General features: G+C 74.9%; 22 protein-coding genes. 13 read left to right on the top strand and 9 right to left on the bottom strand.

The window, feature by feature from the left end; all coding sequences use genetic code 11:
- Positions 1-4 precede the first annotated feature (4 nt).
- From ACLE50_RS08760 to ACLE50_RS08740, 5 genes are all read left to right on the top strand, one after another.
- Positions 5-1,336, top strand: a complete 1,332-nt coding sequence (locus ACLE50_RS08760) for an MFS transporter (RefSeq protein ID WP_410942931.1) — start codon at positions 5-7, stop codon at positions 1,334-1,336.
- A 55-nt stretch (positions 1,337-1,391) separates the two neighbouring features.
- A complete protein-coding gene (locus ACLE50_RS08755) occupies positions 1,392-3,122 on the top strand; it encodes a dihydroxyacetone kinase family protein (RefSeq protein ID WP_410942930.1) in 1,731 nt (576 codons plus the stop codon).
- Complete coding sequence (locus tag ACLE50_RS08750; RefSeq protein ID WP_410942929.1) at positions 3,119-3,622, top strand: ribose-5-phosphate isomerase; 504 nt, start codon at positions 3,119-3,121, stop codon at positions 3,620-3,622. Before ACLE50_RS08755 ends, ACLE50_RS08750 begins: the two co-directional genes overlap by 4 nt.
- Positions 3,622-4,344 carry a GolD/DthD family dehydrogenase gene (locus ACLE50_RS08745; protein ID WP_410942928.1) on the top strand — a complete coding sequence of 241 codons (723 nt, stop codon included), beginning with the start codon at positions 3,622-3,624 and terminating at the stop codon, positions 4,342-4,344. Before ACLE50_RS08750 ends, ACLE50_RS08745 begins: the two co-directional genes overlap by 1 nt.
- 108 nt (positions 4,345-4,452) lie before the next feature.
- Positions 4,453-5,217, top strand: coding sequence for a DUF2334 domain-containing protein (locus tag ACLE50_RS08740; RefSeq protein WP_410942927.1), 765 nt, complete (start codon positions 4,453-4,455; stop codon positions 5,215-5,217).
- A gap of 83 nt (positions 5,218-5,300) precedes the next feature.
- Here the strand turns inward: ACLE50_RS08740 and ACLE50_RS08735 are convergent, their stop codons facing one another.
- A complete protein-coding gene (locus ACLE50_RS08735) occupies positions 5,301-5,684 on the bottom strand; it encodes a VOC family protein (protein ID WP_410942926.1) in 384 nt (127 codons plus the stop codon).
- A gap of 196 nt (positions 5,685-5,880) precedes the next feature.
- Between ACLE50_RS08735 and purS the strand changes: the two genes are divergently transcribed.
- The 6 genes from purS (at position 5,881) to purM (ending at position 12,502) form a co-directional block, all read left to right on the top strand.
- Positions 5,881-6,114, top strand: coding sequence for a phosphoribosylformylglycinamidine synthase subunit PurS (purS, locus tag ACLE50_RS08730; protein WP_029239885.1), 234 nt, complete (start codon positions 5,881-5,883; stop codon positions 6,112-6,114).
- The gene (gene purQ / locus ACLE50_RS08725) at positions 6,111-6,794 is read left to right on the top strand and encodes a phosphoribosylformylglycinamidine synthase subunit PurQ (RefSeq protein ID WP_410942925.1); all 684 of its coding nucleotides are present in this window, start codon (positions 6,111-6,113) and stop codon (positions 6,792-6,794) included. The genes purS and purQ overlap by 4 nt, the downstream gene beginning before the upstream one ends.
- 66 nt (positions 6,795-6,860) lie before the next feature.
- The gene (gene purL, locus ACLE50_RS08720) at positions 6,861-9,164 is read left to right on the top strand and encodes a phosphoribosylformylglycinamidine synthase subunit PurL (protein WP_410943252.1); all 2,304 of its coding nucleotides are present in this window, start codon (positions 6,861-6,863) and stop codon (positions 9,162-9,164) included.
- 16 nt (positions 9,165-9,180) lie between these two features.
- Entirely contained in the window at positions 9,181-9,513 is a 333-nt protein-coding gene (locus ACLE50_RS08715) for a sterol carrier family protein (RefSeq protein ID WP_410942924.1), read from the top strand.
- A gap of 166 nt (positions 9,514-9,679) precedes the next feature.
- Positions 9,680-11,281 carry an amidophosphoribosyltransferase gene (gene purF, locus ACLE50_RS08710; RefSeq protein ID WP_410942923.1) on the top strand — a complete coding sequence of 534 codons (1,602 nt, stop codon included), beginning with the start codon at positions 9,680-9,682 and terminating at the stop codon, positions 11,279-11,281.
- A 123-nt stretch (positions 11,282-11,404) separates the two neighbouring features.
- Positions 11,405-12,502, top strand: coding sequence for a phosphoribosylformylglycinamidine cyclo-ligase (gene purM, locus ACLE50_RS08705; RefSeq protein WP_410942922.1), 1,098 nt, complete (start codon positions 11,405-11,407; stop codon positions 12,500-12,502).
- 18 nt (positions 12,503-12,520) lie between these two features.
- Here purM and ACLE50_RS08700 read toward each other — a convergent pair whose 3' ends face one another.
- The 4 genes from ACLE50_RS08700 to ACLE50_RS08685 all read right to left on the bottom strand — a co-directional run bounded on the left by ACLE50_RS08700 (position 12,521) and on the right by ACLE50_RS08685 (position 15,681).
- On the bottom strand, positions 12,521-13,345 hold the full coding sequence (locus tag ACLE50_RS08700) for an NUDIX hydrolase (protein WP_410942921.1): 825 nt from the start codon (positions 13,343-13,345) through the stop codon (positions 12,521-12,523).
- 223 nt (positions 13,346-13,568) lie between these two features.
- Positions 13,569-13,772 carry a DUF3073 domain-containing protein gene (locus ACLE50_RS08695; protein ID WP_410942920.1) on the bottom strand — a complete coding sequence of 68 codons (204 nt, stop codon included), beginning with the start codon at positions 13,770-13,772 and terminating at the stop codon, positions 13,569-13,571.
- Between the two features lie 266 nt (positions 13,773-14,038).
- Entirely contained in the window at positions 14,039-15,166 is a 1,128-nt protein-coding gene (gene ygfZ, locus ACLE50_RS08690) for a CAF17-like 4Fe-4S cluster assembly/insertion protein YgfZ (protein ID WP_410942919.1), read from the bottom strand.
- Positions 15,163-15,681 (bottom strand): Fur family transcriptional regulator, encoded by a 519-nt coding sequence (locus tag ACLE50_RS08685; RefSeq protein ID WP_410942918.1) that lies wholly within the window; start codon positions 15,679-15,681, stop codon positions 15,163-15,165. Before ACLE50_RS08685 ends, ygfZ begins: the two co-directional genes overlap by 4 nt.
- A gap of 228 nt (positions 15,682-15,909) precedes the next feature.
- Here ACLE50_RS08685 and ACLE50_RS08680 point away from each other — a divergent pair, with 228 nt between their 5' ends.
- Both ACLE50_RS08680 and ACLE50_RS08675 read left to right on the top strand, forming a co-directional pair.
- On the top strand, positions 15,910-17,556 hold the full coding sequence (locus tag ACLE50_RS08680; RefSeq protein WP_410942917.1) for a hypothetical protein: 1,647 nt from the start codon (positions 15,910-15,912) through the stop codon (positions 17,554-17,556).
- Positions 17,557-17,598: 42 nt separating this feature from the next.
- Positions 17,599-19,359 (top strand): hypothetical protein, encoded by a 1,761-nt coding sequence (locus ACLE50_RS08675; protein WP_410942916.1) that lies wholly within the window; start codon positions 17,599-17,601, stop codon positions 19,357-19,359.
- Between the two features lie 12 nt (positions 19,360-19,371).
- Here the strand turns inward: ACLE50_RS08675 and ACLE50_RS08670 are convergent, their stop codons facing one another.
- From ACLE50_RS08670 to ACLE50_RS08655, 4 genes are all read right to left on the bottom strand, one after another.
- The gene (locus tag ACLE50_RS08670; protein WP_410942915.1) at positions 19,372-20,247 is read right to left on the bottom strand and encodes a 5-oxoprolinase subunit C family protein; all 876 of its coding nucleotides are present in this window, start codon (positions 20,245-20,247) and stop codon (positions 19,372-19,374) included.
- Entirely contained in the window at positions 20,244-20,828 is a 585-nt protein-coding gene (locus ACLE50_RS08665; protein ID WP_410942914.1) for a 5-oxoprolinase subunit B family protein, read from the bottom strand. The genes ACLE50_RS08670 and ACLE50_RS08665 overlap by 4 nt, the downstream gene beginning before the upstream one ends.
- Positions 20,829-20,896: 68 nt before the next feature.
- Positions 20,897-21,532, bottom strand: coding sequence for a heme-binding beta-barrel domain-containing protein (locus tag ACLE50_RS08660; RefSeq protein WP_410942913.1), 636 nt, complete (start codon positions 21,530-21,532; stop codon positions 20,897-20,899).
- The gene (locus ACLE50_RS08655; RefSeq protein WP_410942912.1) at positions 21,529-21,687 is read right to left on the bottom strand and encodes a hypothetical protein; all 159 of its coding nucleotides are present in this window, start codon (positions 21,685-21,687) and stop codon (positions 21,529-21,531) included. Before ACLE50_RS08655 ends, ACLE50_RS08660 begins: the two co-directional genes overlap by 4 nt.
- Positions 21,688-21,795 lie beyond the last annotated feature (108 nt).

The raw sequence follows: 21,795 nt of genomic DNA, 5'->3' as shown, positions 1-21,795 counted from the left end.
GACGATGAGCAACGCCGCCGTCGACGAGCCGCGGAACGAGACCTTTCTCGACCGCATCGGCATCCCGCAGTCCCTGCGCTGGGGTTTCCTCGGCGTGCTGGTCTTCATGACCGGCAACGGGACCGAGTCCAACTTCATCTCCCCGCACATCGAGGCCGTCCTCGGGTCGCCGGAGAAGACCGTCGCGACGATCGTCGCGCTGTACAGCCTGGCCGCGCTGATCGCGAGCTACCTCTCGGGTGCGCTCGCCGACCTGTGGGGCCCGCGCCGCGTCATGACCCTCGGCTTCGTCGTGTGGATCGTGTTCGAGGTGCTGTTCCTGCTGAGCCTGCAGCTCGGGAGCATGCCGCTGGTCGCGATCACCTACTTCCTGCGCGGCTTCGGCTACCCGCTCTTCGCGTTCGCGTTCCTGGTGTGGATCAACGTGGTCACGCCGTACTCGCGCAACGGCGTCGCCGTCGGCTGGTTCTACGTCATGTTCACCGGCGGCCTGCCGACGCTGGGCTCGCTGTTCGCGCTGGGCATGATCCCGGCGTTCGGTGGGTCCACGGGCGGTGAGACCGCGGCGATGACCGGCTCGATCGGTCTGGTCGTGATCGGTTTCCTGATCGCCCGGTTCGGAGTGCGGGAGCCGCACGCCAACCGCCGTCTCGCTCCCGTCGACGAGTCCGCCGCGCAGGTGGTCACGGCCGGGATCCGGCTGACCTTCCAGAACAAGAAGATCGCGATGGGCTTCCTGGTCCGGTTGATCAACACCGCGCCGGAGTTCGGGATGTTCGTCATCCTGCCGTCGGTCATCGCCGACGACCTCGGCTGGGGGCAGAGCGCCTGGCTGACCATGTCGGTGTTCGTCTACGCCACGAACATCCTGGTCAACGCGGTCTTCGGTGCCGTCGGCGACCGCTGGGGCTGGCGCCGGACGGTCCAGTGGTGCGGCGTGTTCGGCTCCGCCGTCGGGCTGCTGCTGTGGTGGTACGTCCCGCACGCCGTCCCGGCCGGCTCCACCTGGGGCTTCTGGGTCTCGGTCGCCGCGGGCTGCGTGTTCGGCTGCCTGCTCGCCGGGTTCGTCCCGATGGGCGCGATCATGCCCGCGCTGGCGCCGGATCATAAGGGCGCCGCGATGGCCATGTACACGACCGCCGCCGGTGGCGCGGCCTTCCTCGGCACCGGCGTCGTCGCCCTGGTGCTGGCGCTGGGCCTCGGCAACGTCGGCGTCGTCTGGGCCTTCGTCATCCTCTACGGCTGCGCGTTCGTGATGGTCTCGTTCCTCGACGTCCCCCAGGACGCGAAGGCCCTGCGCGAGCAGGCCGGCGCCCCGCAGGCAGCCCACCAGTGACCCCGGCCCGGGCCGCCGTACGCCGGCGCGCCCGGGTCCGTCCCGAGGAGGGGACATGACCAGGATCTTCGACGACCCGGCCGAGTTCGCCGACGACCAGCTCGCCGGCTTCCTCGACCTCTACGCCGACCGTGTCCGAGGGGTGCACGGCGGCGTGGTCGCCCACCGCGGCGAGCAGCCGCAGGTCGCCGTCGTGATCGGCGGCGGCTCCGGGCACTACCCGGCGTTCTGCGGGACGGTCGGGCCCGGCCTGGCCACCGGCGCCGTGGTCGGCAACATCTTCACCTCGCCGTCGGCGGCCCAGGCCTACTCGGTCGGGAAGGCCGCCGACCAGGGCCGTGGCGTGATCTTCAGCTTCGGCAACTACGCAGGCGACGTCATGAACTTCGGGATCGCCGCCGAGCGGCTGCGGGCCGAGGGGATCGACGCGCGGATCGTCGTCGTCACCGACGACGTCGCCTCGGCCGAGGAGATCGGGAAGCGCCGCGGCATCGCCGGGGACTTCACCGTGTTCAAGGCGATGGGCGCCGCCGCCGCGCAGGGGCTGGGCATCGACGACGTCGAGCGGATCGGCAACGCCGCCAACGACGCCACCCGCACCCTCGGCGTCGCGTTCTCCGGCTGCACCATGCCCGGCGAGCGCGACCCGCTGTTCACCGTCCCGGACGGCCACCTCGGGCTCGGCCTGGGCATCCACGGCGAGCCCGGCATCCGCGACGTCGAGATGCTGCCCGCCCGTGAGCTGGCCGCGCTGCTCGTCGACGACGTCCTGAAGAACGCGCCCACCGGCGCGGGCACCCGGGTCGGCGTGATCCTCAACGGGCTCGGCACCACCAAGTACGAGGAGCTGTTCCTGCTGTGGCGCCACGTCGCGCCGCGGCTGCGCGACGCCGGCTACGAGATCGTCGACCCGGAGGTCGGCGAGCTCGTGACCAGCCTCGACATGGGCGGCTGCTCGCTCACCCTGATGTGGCTCGACGACGAGCTGGAGCCGCTCTGGCGGGCCGACGCCTACACCCCCGCCTACCGCAAGGCCGCCGCTCCGGTCGCGGCGCTGCGTGAGCCGACCGCCGACGAGCTGGCCGAGGCCGACGCCGTCGTCACCGCGCCGGAGGCGGGCGAGGCCGGACGCCGGTTGGCCGTGTCCGTCCGTGCCGCGCTCGACGCGATCGCGGCGACGATCGCCGAGCACGAGCACGACCTGGGCCGGATCGATGCCGTCGCCGGGGACGGCGACCACGGCCGCGGCATGGTCAAGGGCATCACCGCCGCGACCGCGCGGGTCGCCGAGTGCGGCGACGACGTCGGCGGCGGCTGGCTGCTCCAGCAGGCCGGGCAGGCCTGGGCCGAGCGCGCTGGCGGCACGTCCGGGGTGCTGTGGGGCGCGGCCCTGGAGGCACTCGGCAGGCACCTGGGCGACACCGCCGAGGCCTACCCGGCGGCCGACGTGGCCGCCGGTGTCCGCGAGTTCGCGACGACGATCCAGCAGCTCGGCCGGGCCGAGCCCGGCGACAAGACCCTGCTCGACGCGTTGCTGCCCTTCGCCGACGACCTGGAACGCCGGGTCGGCGACGGGGCGGAGCTCGCGGACGCCTGGGCCGCCGCCGCGGACGTCGCGACGCAGCGGGCGCGGGAGACCGCGGACCTGCGGCCCCGGATCGGGCGCGCCCGTCCGCTGGCCGAGAAGAGCGTCGGCACGCCCGACGCGGGAGCGACGTCGATGGCGCTGGTCGTGACCGCGGTGGGACGCGTGCTGCAGAACGAGAACGACGAGGAGCACCAGTGAGCGACAAGCTGCGGATCGTGGTCGGCGCCGACGACGCCGGGTTCGACTACAAGGAGGCCCTCAAGGCCGACCTGCAGGCCGACGACCGGGTCGGCGAGGTCATCGACGTCGGCGTCGGTGCGGACGGGCACACCGCCTACCCACACATCGGGGTCGCGGCGGCCCGCAAGGTCGCCGACGGCGAGGCCGACCGGGCCCTGCTCGTCTGCGGGACCGGGCTCGGCGTCGCGATCTCGGCGAACAAGGTGCCGGGCATCCGCGCGGTCACCGCGCACGACCCGTTCTCGGTGGAGCGGTCGGTGAAGTCCAACAACGCCCAGGTGCTGTGCATGGGGCAGCGGGTCGTCGGTATCGAGCTGGCCCGCACCCTGGCCGCGGAGTGGCTGGACCACCGGTTCGACCCGGCGAGCGCGTCCGCGGAGAAGGTCGCGGTGCTCGACTCCTACGACACCGGCGACCGGCGCGAGGCCGAGGCGACCGGGGTGGGGACGAGCTGCTGATGTTCGACCTCACCGGCTCCGTCGCCCTGGTCACCGGGGCGGCGTCGGGCATCGGGGCGGAGACGGCGCGGGCGCTCGCGGAGCGGGGCGCGACCGTCGCCGGTGCGGACCTGCGCCCGGACGGAGTGCCGGGCACGAGCGCCTCGGCGCACGCGCTCGACGTCACCGACCCCGCCGCGGTCGACGCCTGCGTGGACGCGGTCGTCGCCCGGCACGGACGGCTCGACGTCCTGGTCAACTCGGCCGGGGTCGCGCTGCTCGAACCGGCCCTGGAGCTGGGGATCGACGCCTGGCGGACCACGCTGGAGGTCAACCTCACCGGATCCTGGCTGACGGCGCAGGCGGCCGGGCGGGTCATGGTCGCGCAGGGGTACGGGCGGATCGTGAACCTGGCCTCGCAGGCCGCGAACAGCGGCCTGGAACGGCACGCGGCCTACTGCGCGTCGAAGGCCGGGATCCTCGGGCTGACCCGCACGCTGGCCGTCGAGTGGGGGCCGTCGGGGGTGACGGTCAACGCCGTCTCGCCGACGGTCGTGCTCACCGAGCTGGGCCGGGCCGCCTGGGACAACCCGGCCGGGGAGGCACACCGCGCGGAGATCCCCGCGCGGCGCTTCGCCGAGCCGTCGGAGGTCGCCGCCGCGGTCGTCTATCTCGCGTCGGGCGAGGCGGCGATGGTGAACGGGACCGAGCTGCGGGTCGACGGCGGTTTCCTGGCCCGCTGACCCGACTGGTTGCACACGGCTCCCCGGCCGGGGGCCTTGTCCGGTTCGTCGCCGCAGCGACCGACGGCTTCCACGTGGGGTTCACGTCGGCGTGTGTTCATGTCCGGTATGAGCACGCTGCTGGTGTCGCTGTCCGGACTGACCGACGCCGACGACGCCGACCGGGCCAACGCCGTCGCCTTCGCCGCCGAGCTGGACCGGCGCGGCGTGCCGCTCACCCACCTCGTGCAGCCCAAGGGCCCGGACGGCCCGCTGCGCCGCCGCGACGACCTGGTGCGCTGGATCGCCGGCCGGGTCGGCGCCGGCGACGACGTCCTGCTGCACGGCTACGACCACACGACGTACCCGACCGGCACCGGCGGCGTCGGCGGGTTCGCGCGGCGTACCGAGTTCGGGGCGCTGCCGCGGCACGAGGCCGGGCTGCGCCTGACCGCGGCCCGCCGGGTGCTGGCCGCGACCGGCCTGAGCACCGACGGGTTCGCCGCACCCCGCTGGGTCGCCTCCGAGGGCACCCTCGAGGCGCTGGCCGACCAGGGCTTCTCGCTGTGCGCCGACGAGACCACGCTGCGCTCGCCCGCTCCCGGCGGACCGGTCCTGCGGGCCCGGATCATCACGTTCCGTGCCTCGGAGCCGCGGCTGCGCGCCGCGGAGCGCCCGGCCGGGGACCGGCGCCGCACCCGGGTGATGGTCGCCTCCGCGGGCCGCACCGCGGCCCGCGCCGACGGCGTCGTCCGGATCGCGGTGCGCGCCAAGGACCTCCGCAAGCCCGCCCGGGTGGAGGCCGCGCTCACCGCGATCGACACCGCCCGTGACGCCGGTGCGGTCCCGTCCGTCCACCGGGGGCTGCTCGCCTCGCTGGTCCCCGCCGCCTGAGTGCCCGGACGGTCACCGCGGGTGAGGTTGTCCACAAGGGGATCAACCTGTGGACAACTCCGGAACCTGTGGACAGGTCCGGGTCAGCTGCGGCGTTCCTCCTCGCCGAGCACGCAGAACTCGTTGCCCTCCGGGTCGGCGAGCACGGTCCAGGTGACCGGGCCGTCGCCGTGCCGGCCCGCGCGCTGACCGACGTCGCGCCGCGTCGCCCCGAGCATCAGCAGCCGGGCGACCTCGGAGTCCCGCACACCGTCCGGCCGCAGGTCGATGTGCAGCCGGTTCTTGCCGCGCTTGTGCTCGCGCACCGCCACGAAGATCAGGCCGGGGGCGGTGTCGCCCGGCGGCCGGATCTCGAACTCACGCGGCGACGGGTTCACCACCACCCAGTCCAGGGCCTCGGCCCACCAGCGGCCCAGGCGTACCGGGTCGGTGGCGTCGACGACGACCTGTTCCCAGCGCATGGCCATCAGACGCCGACCGCCGCTCCGTGATCCGGCACGAGCTCGGCGGCGGCCACCCGGCCGTGGTGCGTGTGGTGCATCGGTTCAGTCTCCCCGGTCCCGGGGCGCGACGACCGCCCGGGTGACCTGCGACGTCGGCCACTCCGGCGGGGTGAGCGCACGCACGTCGAGCGGGCGGGGACGTTCACCGTAGGCTGCGCACGTGGCCAGAGTGGTGGTGGACGTGATGCCCAAGCCCGAGATCCTCGATGTCCAGGGTCAGGCCGTGACCCGGGCACTCGGGCGGATCGGTGTCTCCGGCGTCAGCGGCGTACGACAGGGCAAGCACTTCGAGCTCGAGGTCGACGACGCGATCGACGACGAGACCCTGCACCGGCTCGCCGGCTCGCTGCTGGCGAACCCGGTGATCGAGGACTGGACGGTGACCAGGCTGTGAGCGCCGCCGCGTCCCGGGTCGGTGTGATCACCTTCCCGGGCACCCTCGACGACGTCGACGCCGCCCGCGCGGTGCGCCGCGCCGGCGCCGAGGCGGTGCCGCTGTGGCACGGCGACCACGACCTGCAGGGTGTGGACGCCGTCGTCGTCCCCGGCGGGTTCTCCTACGGCGACTACCTGCGCGCCGGCGCGATCGCGAGCCTCGCACCGATCATGCGCGAGGTCGTCGACGCGGCCGGGCGCGGCCTGCCGGTGCTCGGCATCTGCAACGGCTTCCAGATCCTCTGCGAGGCCCACCTGCTGCCCGGCGCGCTGATCGCGAACGCCGGCATGCACTTCCTGTGCCGGGACCTGGTGCTGACCGTGGAGAACGCGGACACCGCGTGGACCCGCGACTACACCGCGGGCGACGAGCTGCTGATCCCGCTGAAGTCGCAGGAGGGCCGCTACGTCGCCGACGCGGGCACCCTCGACGAGCTCGAGGGGGAGGGCCGCGTGGTGTTCCGCTACCGCGACGCCGCCCCGAACGGATCCTCGCGCGACATCGCGGGCATCACCAACGCCGCGGGCAACGTGGTGGGGCTCATGCCGCACCCCGAGCACGCGACCAGCCCGCGTACCGGCCCGTCCGCCGATGGGCTGGGGCTGTTCACCTCCGCGCTGGCGCAGGTCACGGCCTGACCCGGTGAGCCGGGTCTCGGCCCCCGCCGGACCCGGCACCCGGGCGTCTACCCTGACGCCGTGACGATGCCGCAGGCCGACTCCGTCAAGCACGCCGAGGCGACGCCGGAGGCGCCGCAGCCCTACCGGGAGCTGGGGCTCAAGGACGACGAGTACGCCCGGATCCGCGAGATCCTCGGGCGCCGTCCCACCGACGCCGAGCTCGCGATGTACTCGGTGATGTGGAGCGAGCACTGCTCGTACAAGTCCTCGAAGGTGCATCTGCGCTACTTCGGCGAGACCACCACCGACGAGATGAAGCAGGCGATGCTCGCCGGGATCGGCGAGAACGCCGGCGTCGTCTCGATCGGCGACGGCTGGGCGGTGACCTTCAAGGTCGAGTCGCACAACCACCCGTCGTACGTGGAGCCCTACCAGGGCGCCGCGACCGGTGTCGGCGGCATCGTCCGCGACATCATGGCGATGGGTGCGCGCCCGATCGCCGTCGGCGACCCGCTGCGCTTCGGCCCGGCCGACGCCGACGACACCGCCCGGGTGCTGCCCGGGATCGTCGCCGGGGTGGGCGGCTACGGCAACTGCCTGGGTCTGCCGAACGTGGCCGGTGAGGTCGTCTTCGATCCCACCTACGCGGGCAACCCGCTGGTCAACGCGCTGTGCGTCGGCGCGCTGAAGGCCGAGGACCTGCACCTCGCGTTCGCCTCCGGCGCCGGCAACAAGATCATCCTGTTCGGTGCGACGACCGGCCTCGACGGCATCGGCGGCGTCTCCGTGCTGGCCTCGGAGACCTTCGGCGACGACGACGCCGAGGGCGGCGACGGCGCGGGCCGCAAGAAGCTCCCGTCGGTGCAGGTCGGGGACCCGTTCACCGAGAAGGTCCTCATCGAGTGCTGCCTGGAGCTGTTCTCCGCCGGGCTCGTCGTCGGCATCCAGGACCTCGGCGGCGCCGGGCTGTCCTGCGCGACCTCGGAGCTGGCCAGCGCCGGGGACGGCGGCATGCACGTCGACCTGGACGCGGTCCCGCTGCGCGCCACCGGGATGACCGCCGCGGAGATCCTCTCCTCGGAGTCCCAGGAGCGGATGTGCGCGGTCGTGAAGCCCGAGGACGTCGACGCGTTCCTCGAGGTCTGCCGCAAGTGGGACACGATCGCCACGGTGATCGGTGAGGTCACCGAGGGCGACCGGCTGGTGATCACCTCCCAGGGGGAGACCGTCGTCGACGTCCCGCCGCGCACCGTCGCCCACGAGGGCCCGGTCTACGAGCGCCCCGTCGCCCGCGACGACGACAGGCAGGACGCGCTGACCGCCGACACCCCGGAGCGGCTGCCGCGCCCGGAGACCCCGTCGGAGCTGCGCGCGGAGATCCTGCGGATGGCCGCCGCGCCGAACCTGTCCTCGCGGGCCTGGGTCACCGACCAGTACGACCGCTACGTGCGCGGCAACACCGTGGCCGCGCACGGCGCCGACTCCGGTGTCGTGCAGGTCGACGAGGAGACCGGCCGCGGCATCGCCGTCGCCACCGACTGCAACTCCCGCTTCGTCGCGCTCGACCCGTACCGCGGGGCGCAGCTGGCGCTGGCCGAGGCCTACCGCAACGTCGCCACCTCCGGCGCGGTGCCGCTGGCCGTCACCGACTGCCTGAACTTCGGCTCGCCGGAGGACCCGCACGTCATGTGGCAGTTCCAGCAGGCCGTCCGCGGCCTCGCCGACGGCTGCGCGGTGCTCGGCACCCCGGTGACCGGCGGGAACGTCAGCTTCTACAACCAGACCGGCTCGACGGCGATCCTGCCGACCCCGGTCGTCGGCGTGCTCGGCGTGATCGACGACGTCGCCGACGCCGTCCCGTCCGGGTTCGCCGGCGCCGACGGCGACGCCGTCCTGCTGCTGGGGGAGACCCGCGCGGAGCTGGGCGGCTCGGAGTGGGCGCACGAGGTGCACGGCCACCTCGGCGGCGTCCCGCCGGAGGTCGACCTGGCCCACGAGCGGCGCCTGGCCGGGCTGCTGGCCGCCGCGGCGGCCGACCGCGCGCTGACCGGCACCCACGACCTGTCCGACGGCGGGCTCGCGCAGGGCCTGGTCGAGGCCGCGCTGGCGGGGGACCGGGGCGCGGAGATCGACCTGTCGGCGGTGCACGAGGACGTCTTCACCGCGCTGTTCGCCGAGTCCGCCGGACGCGTGCTGGTCACCGTGCCGGCCGCCGGTGCCGACGACCTGCTGACCCGGGCGGCCGCGGCAGGCGTCCCCGCCGCCCGGATCGGCGTCGCCGGTGGCACCGCGCTGACCATCGGCAACGTCGGCGAGCTGGGCCTCGACGAGCTCCGGAGCGCCTGGGAGGGCACCCTGCCCGCCCGGTTCGGCGCCGTCTCGGTCTGAGGGTCCCGGTCCGAGCGTGAGCGAGCCCCTGCACGCGTGGCTCGACGGTGGCCCGGAACCCGACCGGGCCACCCGCAAGGCCGCGGTGAAGGAGTCGCTGGCCGAGCTGGCCGCCCGCGCGCCCGGGCACAGCGTCGAGGTGCGGGTCCCGCCGTTCGGTGCGGTGCAGTGCGTCGAGGGGCCGCGGCACACCCGCGGGACCCCGCCGAACGTCGTCGAGACCGACCCGCGGACCTGGCTGGCGCTCGCGCTGGGCCGCCGGTCCTGGGACGACGCCGTCGCCGACGGGGCGGTACGGGCGTCCGGCAGCCGGGCCGGGGAGATCGCCGGGTTCCTCCCGCTCGCCTGAATCGTCCGGGACGCCGGAGGGTTCCGGGCCCGCTGCGGGCCGTGACACGGACGTGGCACACAGGTGACTGCGACGTGACGCCGGTCCCGGGACCTGGGAGATCACGTCCGGTCCCGCGTACAGTCGGCCCCCGGTCCGGTCCGTCGCCCGTCGAGGAGCAGCCGCGTTGAGTTCCGTCCGGAACACCGCAGTCACCCCGCCCACCACCGACTCCGCCACCTCCGTCCCGAGCGACGGCGCCGACCCCCTCGCGGCCCTCCAGCCCGAGGAGGGCCCCCGGGAGGAGTGCGGCGTCTTCGGCGTCTGGGCTCCGGGCGAGGACGTCGCCAAGATGACCTACTACGGCCTCTACGCCCTGCAGCACCGCGGGCAGGAGGCCTGCGGCATCGCCGTCTCCGACGGCAACCGCATGGTCGTGTTCAAGGACCTCGGCCTGGTCAGCCAGGTCTTCGACGAGCAGACGCTGTCCTCGCTGCGCGGCAGCCTCGCCGTCGGGCACTGCCGCTACTCCACGACCGGCGCGACCACCTGGGAGAACGCGCAGCCGACCTTCCGGACCACCGAGACCGGCTCCGGCCTCGCGCTGGGGCACAACGGCAACCTGGTCAACACCGCGGAGCTGCGGGAGAACGTCGCGACGCTGGAGAACCGCAAGCGCTCCGGCCTGCGCGCGACGACCGACTCGGACCTGGTCACCGAGCTGCTCGCCGCCACCACCGCCGACCTCGGCCTGTTCGAGGCCGCGCTGCGGCTGCTGCCGACGCTGCGCGGCGCGTTCTCCCTGGTGTTCGCCGACGAGACCACCCTCTACGCCGCCCGGGACCCGCACGGCGTCCGGCCGCTGGTGCTGGGCAGGCTCGAGCGCGGCTGGGTCGTCGCCTCCGAGACCGCGGCGCTGGACATCGTGGGCGCCTCGTTCGTCCGCGAGGTCGAGCCCGGCGAGCTCGTCGCGATCGACGCCGACGGCATCCGCAGCACCCGCTTCGCCGCGCCCGAGCCCAAGGGCTGCGTGTTCGAGTACGTCTACCTGGCCCGCCCGGACACCCAGATCGCGGGCCGCTCGGTCTACGACGCCCGCGTCGACATCGGCCGCCGGCTGGCCGAGGAGCATCCCGTCGACGCCGACCTGGTCATCCCGGTCCCGGAGTCCGGCACCCCGGCCGCGATCGGCTACGCCCAGGGCTCCGGCGTCCCCTACGGCCAGGGCCTGGTGAAGAACGCCTACGTCGGCCGCACCTTCATCCAGCCCAGCCAGACGATCCGCCAGCTCGGCATCCGGCTGAAGCTGAACCCGCTGCGCTCGGTCATCCGGGGCAAGCGCCTGGTCGTGGTCGACGACTCGATCGTCCGCGGCAACACCCAGCGCGCGCTCGTCCGGATGCTGCGCGAGGCCGGTGCGGTCGAGGTGCACGTCCGGATCGCGTCGCCGCCGGTGCGCTGGCCCTGCTTCTACGGCATCGACTTCGCCAGCCGCGCCGAGCTGATCGCCAACGGCGCCGACACCGAGGGCGTCCGCCGCTCGATCGGCGCCGACTCGCTGGGCTACGTCTCGGTCGAGGAGATGGTGGCGGCCTCCGAGCAGCCCCGTTCCCGGCTGTGCTGCGCCTGTTTCGACGGCGAGTACCCGATCCCGCTCCCGGAGGAGGCCCAGCTGGGCAAGCACCTCCTGGAGGACCTCCCCACCCCGACGACGTCCGGTGCCGCATCGGGGGACCCGGGCCCGCTGTCCGTCGGATACGGTGCCGGGGAAGCACTGACCCGGCCCTGAGCCGGATCGCCGCTCCGGGACCGGCCACACGGCCGGGGCCCGGGCTGCGGCACGCCACGAAGCAGCACCGCGATGATCAGTACAGCCATGATCGGCACTGACAGTGACCTGGAGAACCGACCCATGCCCTCGACCGAGTCCGGCTCCGCCAGCTACGCCTCCGCGGGGGTGGACATCGACGCGGGCGAGCGGGCGGTCGAGCAGTTCAAGCCGTTCGCCGAGAAGGCCACCCGGCCCGAGGTGATGGGCGGTATCGGCGGGTTCGCCGGGCTGTTCGCCGCGAAGTTCGGCAAGTACACCGAGCCGGTGCTGGCGGCCTCCACCGACGGCGTCGGCACCAAGGTCGCGATCGCCCAGGCCATCGACAAGCACGACACCATCGGCCAGGACCTGGTCGCGATGGTCGTCGACGACCTCGTGGTGTGCGGGGCCGAGCCGCTGTTCCTGCAGGACTACATCGCCGTCGGGAAGCTGGTGCCCGAGCAGGTCGCGACGATCGTGCGCGGCATCGCCGAGGGCTGCGAGCAGGCCGGCTGCGCGCTGCTGGGCGGCGAGACCGCCGAGCACCCGGGCCTGATGGACGCCGGCGGCTACGACCTGTCCGCGACCGGCGTCGGCGTCGTGGACGCGGACAAGATGCTGCGCCCGGACCGGGTCCGCCGCGGCGACGTGCTCGTCGCGATGGGCTCGTCGGGCCTGCACTCCAACGGCTACTCGCTGGCCCGGCACGTGCTGCTCGACATCGCCCGGCTCCCACTGGCCGGGGAGCTGGAGGAGTTCGACCAGTCCCTCGGCGAGGAGCTGCTCGTCCCGACCCGGATCTACGCCAAGGACTGCCTTGCCCTGGCCGCCGAGACCGGGGTGCGGACGTTCTCGCACGTCACCGGCGGTGGGCTGGCCCGCAACCTGGAGCGGGTGCTGCCCGAGGGGCTCGCCGCCACCGTCGAGCGCGGCTCCTGGACCCCCGCCCCGATCTTCAAGCTCATCCAGTCCCGGGGCCGGGTCGACCGGACCGAGATGGAGAAGACGTTCAACATGGGCGTCGGCATGGTCGCCGTGCTGCCGCCGGAGGACGTCGACCGTGCGCTGGCGATCCTGACCGCCCGGCACGTGCCGGCCTGGATCCTGGGCGAGGTCGAGAAGGCCGACGACGTCGAGGGCGCCGACTCCGGCGAGCTCGGGGGTCGCGTCCTGCTGCGCGGGGAGCACCCGCGCTTCTGAGCGCCGGCCGGGAACCCGCTACGACGCGGCGGTCTGCTGCTCGGCGGCCCGGTGGGACTCCCGCAGCATCGGCGGGTGCAGCGCCTGCGCCGCGCCGCGCCGGAACAGCCGGGGCGGGCGGCCGCGGCCGCCGGTGACCAGCGTCGGTGTCGGCACGAGGAAGCCCTCGGTCGAGGTGACCTTGCGCTGGAAGTTGCGCGGGTCCAGGGCCGTCTCCCAGACGGCCTCGTAGATCCGGCGCAGATCGGACACGGTGAACTCGTCCGGGCAGAACGACGCGGCCAGCGTCGTGTACTCCAGCTTCGACCGGGCCCGCTCCACGCCGTCGGCGAGGATCATGTCGTGGTCGAAGGCCAGCGCGGGGACGGTGCGGCCGGAGAGTTCGGTGCCGCCGGAAAGCTCGGTGCTGCTGGCGAGTTCGGTGCTGTCGGAAAATTCGGTGCTGCCGGAGAGTTCGGTGCCACCGGCGAGCACGGTGTCGACCGGGAACCAGGCCGACTTGACCGCACCGCCACCCGGGGTCGGCTCGGGCATGTCCGGCACGAACGCCAGGTAGCCCACCGACAACACGCGCCCGCGCGGGTCCCGGTCCGGGGCCGCGTAGCTGGCGAGCTGCTCCAGGTGCCCGACGACGGCGTCGCCGGTGTCCGCCCCGGTCTCCTCACCGAGCCGTCGTCCGGCCGTGTGGACCAGGTCCTCGTCCGGGCGCACGAAACCGCCGGGGAGCGCCCACTCGCCGACGAACGGCGGCTCACCGCGCTCGATGAGCAGCACGTGGAGCCGGTCCGAGCGGACCGTGAGCACGACGAGGTTCACCGCGACGGCGAACAGGTTGCCGCGCATGACGTGAACACCTCGGGGGACGACGGGGACCGGGCCGGCGCCGCGGGGGCGCGCACCCGATCTTGCCTCATCCGTCCCGAGCGAACGACACCACCCGCCACCAGCCGGTCACGGCAGGTCGTCGAACGGTGTCACGGGAGAGCGCCTGCGGGCGCGATGTGAGAGTGGCCGCGGTTCGCCGTACCCGGCCGTCGAGGCCCGGCGTACGGCGTCCGCGGCACCGTCAGCGACGGGGCTCGTCGTCCTCGTCGTTGTACTTGGCCGCGAGGTCGGCGTACTCGCCGTACTCGTCGTCGCCGGAGTCGGTAGTAACCGCCGTCCCACTACCGATCTCGCGCTGGAGCGCGTCGAGATCCATAGAAGGGGAGCTGTACTTGAGCTCGCGGGCCACCTTCGTCTGCTTGGCCTTGGCTCGTCCGCGCCCCATGGCTGGTCCCCCTTACAACAGGGAAGGGGCGGCCCGGTCAGCTGACACGACCCGGCGGCCCCTCTCTTCTCATCAATGTCGTGACAGCTACCGTACCTTGCTCCGGCCGGAACGTGCGACGCGGCTCCGCGGTCGTTCCGCCTCCGTCACAGCCCGACCCGCCGCAGGCCCCTCGCCCGACACCTGTCGGACACTCCCGCGTCATCCGCGGGCGAGGTGACCGCGACGGAGCGTTCCGCCGCAGGTCACCCCGGGTGCGACGACCCTCAGGATCCGGCGCCGGGGCCGCCCTTGGCCCGTGCCCGGGCCGCTCGCCCTGGCGGCGGGGTGGCGGAGTCGGCCTCGTAGGAATTCGGGTCGATCGTGGCGGGGGACACGCGGTCCTCGTCCCCGGCGGTCAGCTCGGCGTCGGCCGGGACGGACCGCTTGACCAGCGCCAGCGCGATCGGGCCCAGCTCGTGGTGCTGGACGACGGTGCCCACCCGGCCGACCGTGCGGCCGTCGCGCACGACGGGGTCGCCGGTGCGGGGGAGGTCCTCGTCGCCGGCGTCGAGCAGCAGCTGGACCAGGCGGCGCGGCGGACGGCCCAGGTTCGCGACCCGCGCGACCGTCTCCTGGCCGCGGTAGCAGCCCTTGGTCAGGTGCACGGCGGGGCCGATCCAGCCGACCTCGTGCGGGATCGTGCGCTCGTCGGTGTCGAGGTGCAGCCGCGGCGCCCGCGACTCCACGCGCAGTGCCTCGAACGCGATCGAGCCGGCCGCGCGGGCGCCCGCGCCGGTCAGCGTGGACCACCAGCGGTCGGCCTCCTCGCGGGGCACGACGACGTCCGCGGCGTCCTTGCCCGGCCACGGGGTGCGCCGGACGAACCCGCCCCCGGACAGCGGGGCGACGCCGTGCGGGGCGGCAGGCACGGGCAGGCCCGCGGACTCCAGCACCGACGGCGTGTCCGGGCCGACGACGGTCAGCACGGTCAGCTCCGCCGTCGCGTCCCGCGGCTCGACCTTGGACCAGAAGACCATCTTGGTGAGGTAGTCGAGCAGCGCGGCGCCGTCACCGGCCTCGGTGTCGAGGTAGACGGCCCCCGCGGTGTGCGCGACCGCGGCGTGGTGCAGGACCCGGCCCTGGGCGTCGAGGATCAGGGCCTCGGTGCCGGTGTCGTCGCCCAGCTCGCTCATGTGCTGGGTGAGCAGCAGGTGCAGCCAGGCGAGGCGCTCCTCGCCGGTGACGGCCAGGACGTCGCGGTGCCCCCGGTCGACGACGGCGGCGGCGCGGGCCATCGCGCGCTGCTCGGCAGGCGGGTCACCGTGGTGTGCGGCGACGGCGGCGTCCGGGTCGGCCGGTCCGGCGTCGTCGGTCTCGGGGGTGGCGGGGTTCTGGGCTGCGGGTGTGGTCAACGGTCTCCCTCCGCGGCGACGTGCTGGTGTGCGTGGACCTCGCCGGTGCTCTCGCCCGTGTCGCCTGTGTCGTCCGTGTCGTTCGTGTCGCCGGGGGCGCCGTGCTCGGCGACGCAGTCGGTGCACGTCCCCGACAGCGCGACGTGGGTGGCGTCGAGCCGGAAGCCGTACTCGGACCGGGTACGGCGCTCGACCTCGGCCATCAGCTCGGTCGGGGCCTCGTCCACCCGTCCGCACCGGTGGCAGACCAGGTGGACGTGCCGGTGCTGGTGCTCGGAGTAGGTCGGCGCGCCGTGCCCGAGGTGCGCGTGCCGGACGACGCCGAGCTCCTCGAGCAGGTCCAGCGTCCGGTAGACGGTGGTGATGTTGACCGCCGGAGCGGTCTCCTGCACGCGGGTGCACACCTGCTCGGGCGTCGCGTGCCCGAGGGTCCGGACGGCGTCGAGGACGAGCTGGCGCTGCGGCGTCATCCGCAGGCCGCGCTTGTGCAGCGTGCCCTTCAGCGAGGTGTCCACACCCACGATGGTATTCCGTGTGCCGCCGGACCTCGACCGGCGACGCGGCAGCCGGGCATGGTGCCACGGCGAGCGGTGCGGCGGGAAGCGCCACGCCGGGGTGATCGCCCGCGTGGCCTGCGGAGGTCGCCGAGGGGCCGCGCGGATCGCTACCCTGATCGTCGAAGTCGGACCGGACACTTCCGGTCCGGCCTCGGCGCACCGTGCCGGACGACGCGAGGAGAGACGATGACGGCAGACGGGGCGGACCGCCCGGGCGGTTCCCCGCGGTTCGACGTCGTGCTCCGCGGTTACGACCGCAAGCAGGTCGACGAGCACATCGTCCAGATGCAGCGGGTCATGGGCCGGATGCGCGCGGACATCGACGCGCTCCGCAGCCGTCCGATGCCGCCGCCCGGCGCTCCGGTGCCCGGGGGGCCGATGGGCCCGCCGCCCGGTCCGCCGCGGCCGGCGCCGCACCCCGGGCCGCCCGGGTCCGCCGGAGCCGTGGCGGCCGGGTCGTCCGCGGACGACTTCTCGGACCGGATGCAGTCGATACTGGCGAAGGCCGAGGAGGAGGCGGAGGAGATCCGCGCCAAGGCCCGCGCCGACGCTGAGCGTGTCGCCGGGGAGGCCCGCAAGCAGGTCGACCGGGCCCGCGCCGATGCCGACCGTGCCCGTGAGCAGGGCGACAAGCTCCGCGCCGAGGTCGGTGAGCTGACCCGGCGGCGGGACGAGCTGCGTACCGAGGCCGGGGGCCGCGCCGGTGCGCCGTCGCCGCAGGGGCGCCCGAACCAGCCGGGTCAGAACGCGAACCAGCAGAACTCGAACCAGCAGGGCCGGCAGCAGAACCAGCAGGGCCAGGGCGGCGCGCAGGGATCCGGGCCGAACCGGCCCAAGCAGGGTGCCTCGCAGCACGGCCCGCAGCCGGGCCCGCGGGGTCCGCAGCCCGGTCGCCCGGCCGGTGGGCCGCAGTCCGCCAGGTCCGGCAGCCGGCCGCTCGCGTCGCAGCCCGGTCCGGCGCCCGCGGGTGCGCAGAACGGTGCCTCCGCCGCACAGGACGGCCGGAACGGCAGCGAGGTGAAGGCCGGGGCCGACGAGGCGTCGCCGGCCTCCGCGGCGCCGAAGCCCGGGCCCGCGCCGAAACCCGGTCCGAAGCCGGGACCGTCGCCGAAGCCCGGCCCCACGCCGAAGCCGGCAGGCTCCTGCGTGGACGCAGCGGCGGAGCCCGCCGCCGGGAAGGCCGCCGCGGACAGCGCGGACACGGCGACGAAGGACGGCGCCGCCGAGCAGGGCACGTCGAAGCCGGACGGCCCGCGCCCCGGGCCGGGCGGGCGGCCGTCGCCGTCGCCGCGGCCGGGCCCGCAGCCGTCCGGGAAGCAGGACGCGAACCGGGGTGGCGGCCCGGCCGACTCCGGTGCCGCCGACCTGTTCCGGCCGGCGTCGGACGCCGAGCCCGCGACGACGGCGGTGCCCCGCCAGGACACCGCGCACCCTCCGGCCGAGGACGGCGAGGACCCGGAGCGGACCGTCGCGGTCGGCGCCGTCCGCCGTTCCGGTGACACACCATCGGATGGTTCGAAGAAGGGTTCCGGCGCCCCGAAGAAGGGGGCAGCTGCGTCCACCGGCGACGCGGCGGAGCAGCCGACTACCGCGAACCCCACCCCCGCCCGCGACGACGACGGCGACGCCCCGAACGGGCGCCGTCCGGGGCCCGGCCAGGGCGGAAACGGGCAGGCCGGCCGCAACGGCGGCTCGTCGAAGCGCTCCGGTGGCAGGTCCGGCAACGGCGACGACAGCTCGTCGGACACCGGGGGAGAGGGCGGCGACGCCGGCTCCGGGAAGGCGGAGCGCTCCGCCGCCGGGCGGCCGTCGACGGGGACGCGCAGCGGCTGAGGTTCCCGGTGATCGGGGCCGGACCGGAATATGGTCCCGATCATGCAGTTGGGCTCGTGGACGGTCCCGTTCCTGCCGCTCGTCGCGGTGCTGGGTGTGGGCGTGCTCGTCCTTCTCGTGCTGTGGGGGGTGTGGCGCGCGCGCCGCAGCCCGGCCACCGCGCCGCTGCCGGTCGAGCGTCCCGAGGCGCGGCCGGCTCCGGTGCCGTGCGCGGAGGACTGGACCGGTGAGAACGCCGGTGGCCCGGCCGACCCGCCGAGGCCGGCTCCGACGCGGACGGTGGCCGACATGGTCGCCGCGCGCGACGCCGACACCGGCCCGCTCCCGGGCCTGCCGCTGAACGCCGACGGCTCCGCGTCCCGCAGCGCGGCCCGTGACGGACAGCCGCGGCAGTACGCGCAGCCGCAGCGCCACTACCCGGCGCCGCAGCACGCCCCGGCCCCGCAGCACGCCCCGGCGGCGCAGCAGGTCCCGGCCGCGCAGGCCGCCCCGGTGGGGCAGGACGCGGTGGCCGCGGAGCACACCCCGGACGTGGCGCACTCACCGGACACCGGGCACGCGCCGGGCCCGCAGTATGCAGCCGCCCCGGCCACCCCCGGCGCGACCGCCTCCACAGCGCAGGACTCCGCGGCGCAGGAATCGGCAGCGCAGGAATCGGGGCACGACTCCGCCACCCGCACCGCTGCGGTCGCGGCCGTACCGGCCGCCGGCCTCGCCGCGGCGGCGACCGCGGCCTGGCGCCGGCGCCGTCCGGTGCCCCGGACCCGGAACCCGGAGAACGACCGCGACGACGTCATCGCCCCGGCCGACGAGCGCCCGGACCTCGGCACTGTCGAGCGGGCCGGACGGGCGATGCCGGTTCGCACCGACGCGTCGGCCCGCGACGAGCGGGCCGCCACCCCGGAGCCCCCGGCCGCCCGGACCCCGGAGTCCGGTCAGGACAGTTCCCCCGGCGCTGTCGATTCTCCCGGCGACACACCAGCTGCCGCCCCGTCCGGGGACGGCACCGGCGAGGACACGGACGTCCCCGCCACCGGTGACGCGGCCGGTGTCGCCGAGACCCCCGCCGTGTCCGACACCGCCGAGTCCGGCACCGCCTCGTCCGACACCGCCACCGACGACCCGGACGACCCGATGTTCGGCCCCGCGGACGAGGACGCCGGCACCCCGGCCCCGCGCCCGCTGTCGCGGCTGCGCGTCGTCGGGGACCCCGGCCGTACGGCGCCGCAGGTCCCCGACCCCGGCCCGGCGCCGGAGCCCACGGGCACCCCGGTGCCGCCGTGGTCGACCGAGCGCACCGACCCCCCGACGCCCGACGCCCCGGCCGCCGCCCACCACGAGCCGCAGCCGGAGCCGTCCCGGTCGCCGGAACCGCGCGACCACGACGACGACCCGGCCGAGCGCGGTACCTCGGTGTCGGTGTCCCGCGCGGTCCAGCAGGCCCTCGCCGCCCGCGCGGTGCAGCAGGCCCGCCTGCGCCGCGACGCCGACGGCACCCTCCAGCCGGTCTCCGCGACCCAGGACGCCGAGGCCGACGAGCCCGCGGGTGCCGATGTCCGCGACCGGCTGCTGTCGGTGCTGATCAGCGACCCGGACCGTGCCCTCGACGCGACGCGCCGGATCGACGACTCCCGCGACCATCTCGACGAGCTCGGCGACCAGATGCGCCGCAGCCGGGCCGAGCTGGAGCGCGCCGTCCGGCGGCTGCGTGACTGCGGTCTCGCGCCCGAGCAGATCGGCCGGCTGGCCGGCATGCCCGTCGACGACGTCCGCACCATGCTCGACGGCGAGGGCGCCCGCTGAGCAGCGGGACGCTCAGCCGAGGACGGTGAACCGCACCGTGCTGGCCGGAGCCGCCTGCGCCAGCAGCGGCAGGTCGGCGTCGTCGACGACACCGATCACCGGATAGCCGCCGGTCGTCGGGTGGTCGGCGAGGAACACCACCGGCGGTCCGTCCGGCGGGGCCTGCACCGCGCCGGTCACCATCCCCTCGCTCGGCAGCTCCCGGCCGAGCGTGGACGTACGTCGCGGCGGGGGTGGCCCGTCGAGCCGGACGCCGATCCGGTTGCCCGTCGGCGACACCGTCCATACCGGACCGGTCAGGGCAGCGCGCGGGTCGGTGAACCAGTCGTCGCGCGGGCCGGGCCGCACCCGCAGCCGGAGCTGCGTGGGCACCGCCGGGAACGGCACCGGGCCCGCGGGCGGCACCGGCCCGGCCCACGGGCCGACCTGCAGGACATCGCCGGCCGCGACCGGGTCCGGGCCCAGCCCGGACAGCACGTCGGTGCTGCGGCTGCCCAGCTCCGGTTCGGCGGCCAGGCCGCCCGCGACCGCGAGGTACATCCGCAGCCCGGCCACCGGCGTCCCGATCTCCAGGACGGCGCCGTCGGGCACCCGCAGCGCAGTGTGACTCGCGGCCGGGCGCCCGCCGGCCCGTACCGGGGCCGGTGCGCCGGTCACCGCGACGATCCGGGCGCCGCGGGCCCGCAGCCGCAACCCACCGCCGAGCAGCTCCAGCCCGGCGGCACCGGAACCGTTGCCCACCAGCCGGTTCCCCAGCTCGTACGACGGCCGGTCCAGCGATCCCGACGGAGGCACACCGAGGTGGGCGAACCCGGGCCGCCCGCGGTCGGTGACCAGCGCCTGCGGCCCCGTCGCGAGGACCTCGAACCCGCCGTCCTGCCCGGTCATCGCGGCTCGAACCGCACCCGGTCTCCCGGGGCGAGCAGGGCGGGCCGCTCCGCGGACGGGTCGAACAGCTCCCGCGGGTCCACATCGGCGCGCCCGACGAGCCGCCAGCCGCCGGGGGAGCGGCGCGGGTACACACAGGAGTAGACGTCCGCGACGCCCACCGAGCACGGCGGCACCGCGGAACGGGAGCTCTCCAGCCGCGGCTGGCGCAGCGGCCCCGGCAGTCCGGACAGGTAGCCGAAACCGGGCGCGAACCCGCAGAAGTCCACCGTGTACTCGGCGCCGGAGTGCAGCGCGACGACCTCGTCGGCGGACACCCCGGCGGTGTGCGCGACCAGGTCCAGGTCCGCGCCGTCGTAGATCACCGGGATCGTGTGCCGGGCCCCCGGTTCGGGTGCGGCACCGGCGTCCCCCGCGCCGGCCGCGGCGGCGCGTACGCGGTCGAGCGTGGCGCCGGGAGCGACCTCGACCAGCACCGTGCGGGCGGCCGGGACCAGCTCGGTCACCTCGGGCAGCGCGGCGTCGCGGACGGCGGCGGCGATCGCCGCGACCTCCGCGGCCGACGCGGCCTCGAACAACAACGCCCGGGCCCCGTTCGGACGCGCGGTCGGCGCGCCCGAACGGTCCCGGGCGGAGGGTGTCGGCAAGCTCAGCCGACGACGCGGTGCAGCACCGCGGACATGTACGGCTTCATCTCGCCGCCGTCCAGCGCGCGCTCGTCCACATAGGCCAGATCACCCTGGTTGACCAGGCCGTAGAGCCGCTTGGAGGCGACGGTCTCGCGGGCGGTCGCGGTGCGGGCGACGGCGTCGGACTGGATCTCCCAGGAGCGCATGTCGCCCTTGGGGCCGTAGAACACCTCGACGAGGCCGTTGCTGTCGGCCAGCAGGACCTCGAGCGAGCCGTCCTCCTGCGGACGCCAGAAACCGGTCTCGCGCTCGATCGACTCGCCGGGCTCGCCGTTGTCGTCGAGCAGCCAGGCGCGTGCCTCGTAGGACAGGAACGGCCTGCCGTCGTGGGCGAACACCAGCTGCTGGCCGAAGCGCTTCGGCTCCTCCGACGTCGGGTCGACCAGCTCGCCCTCGCCGCGCCACACGCCGACCAGCGGCAGCACACCGAGGTTGTTCTGGTGCAGGTCGGGTCCGTGCCGCAGGTTCGCGGTGTCGTCGGTGACGGGCAGGTCCTCCCACAGCGGCAGGTTGCGCTGCGGGGAGTCCGGCGCGGCGTTCTCCGGGCCGGTGATGGTGGTCTGCAGCTCTTCGGAGCCGGAGTCGGGCTCGGTCACGTCTGGGGCTCCTCGTGGTCGGAGAGGTCGGGGGTGGGCAGGTCGCCTCCGGGAACCGCGGGCTCGACGACGAACAGACGCCGGAGCAACCAGCCGGACCAGGCGGCGGTCCCCGCGGTGAGGGCGATCAGCAGCCCGGTGGAGAACCAGTGCACGGCGCGCCAGCGTACTCGGGGACGTACCGGTAACGCCGAACGCCGCCCCGGAGATTCCCGGAGCGGCGTTCGGCGGTTCCGAAGAACACTCAGGCGCGGTACCGATGC

The sequence above is a fragment of the Pseudonocardia phyllosphaerae genome, assembly GCF_046546475.1.
GTDB classification, from domain to species: Bacteria; Actinomycetota; Actinomycetes; order Mycobacteriales; family Pseudonocardiaceae; genus Pseudonocardia; species Pseudonocardia phyllosphaerae.
The sequence above is the reverse complement of the archived record's forward strand: the minus strand, read 5'-3'. Positions and strand labels throughout refer to the sequence as shown.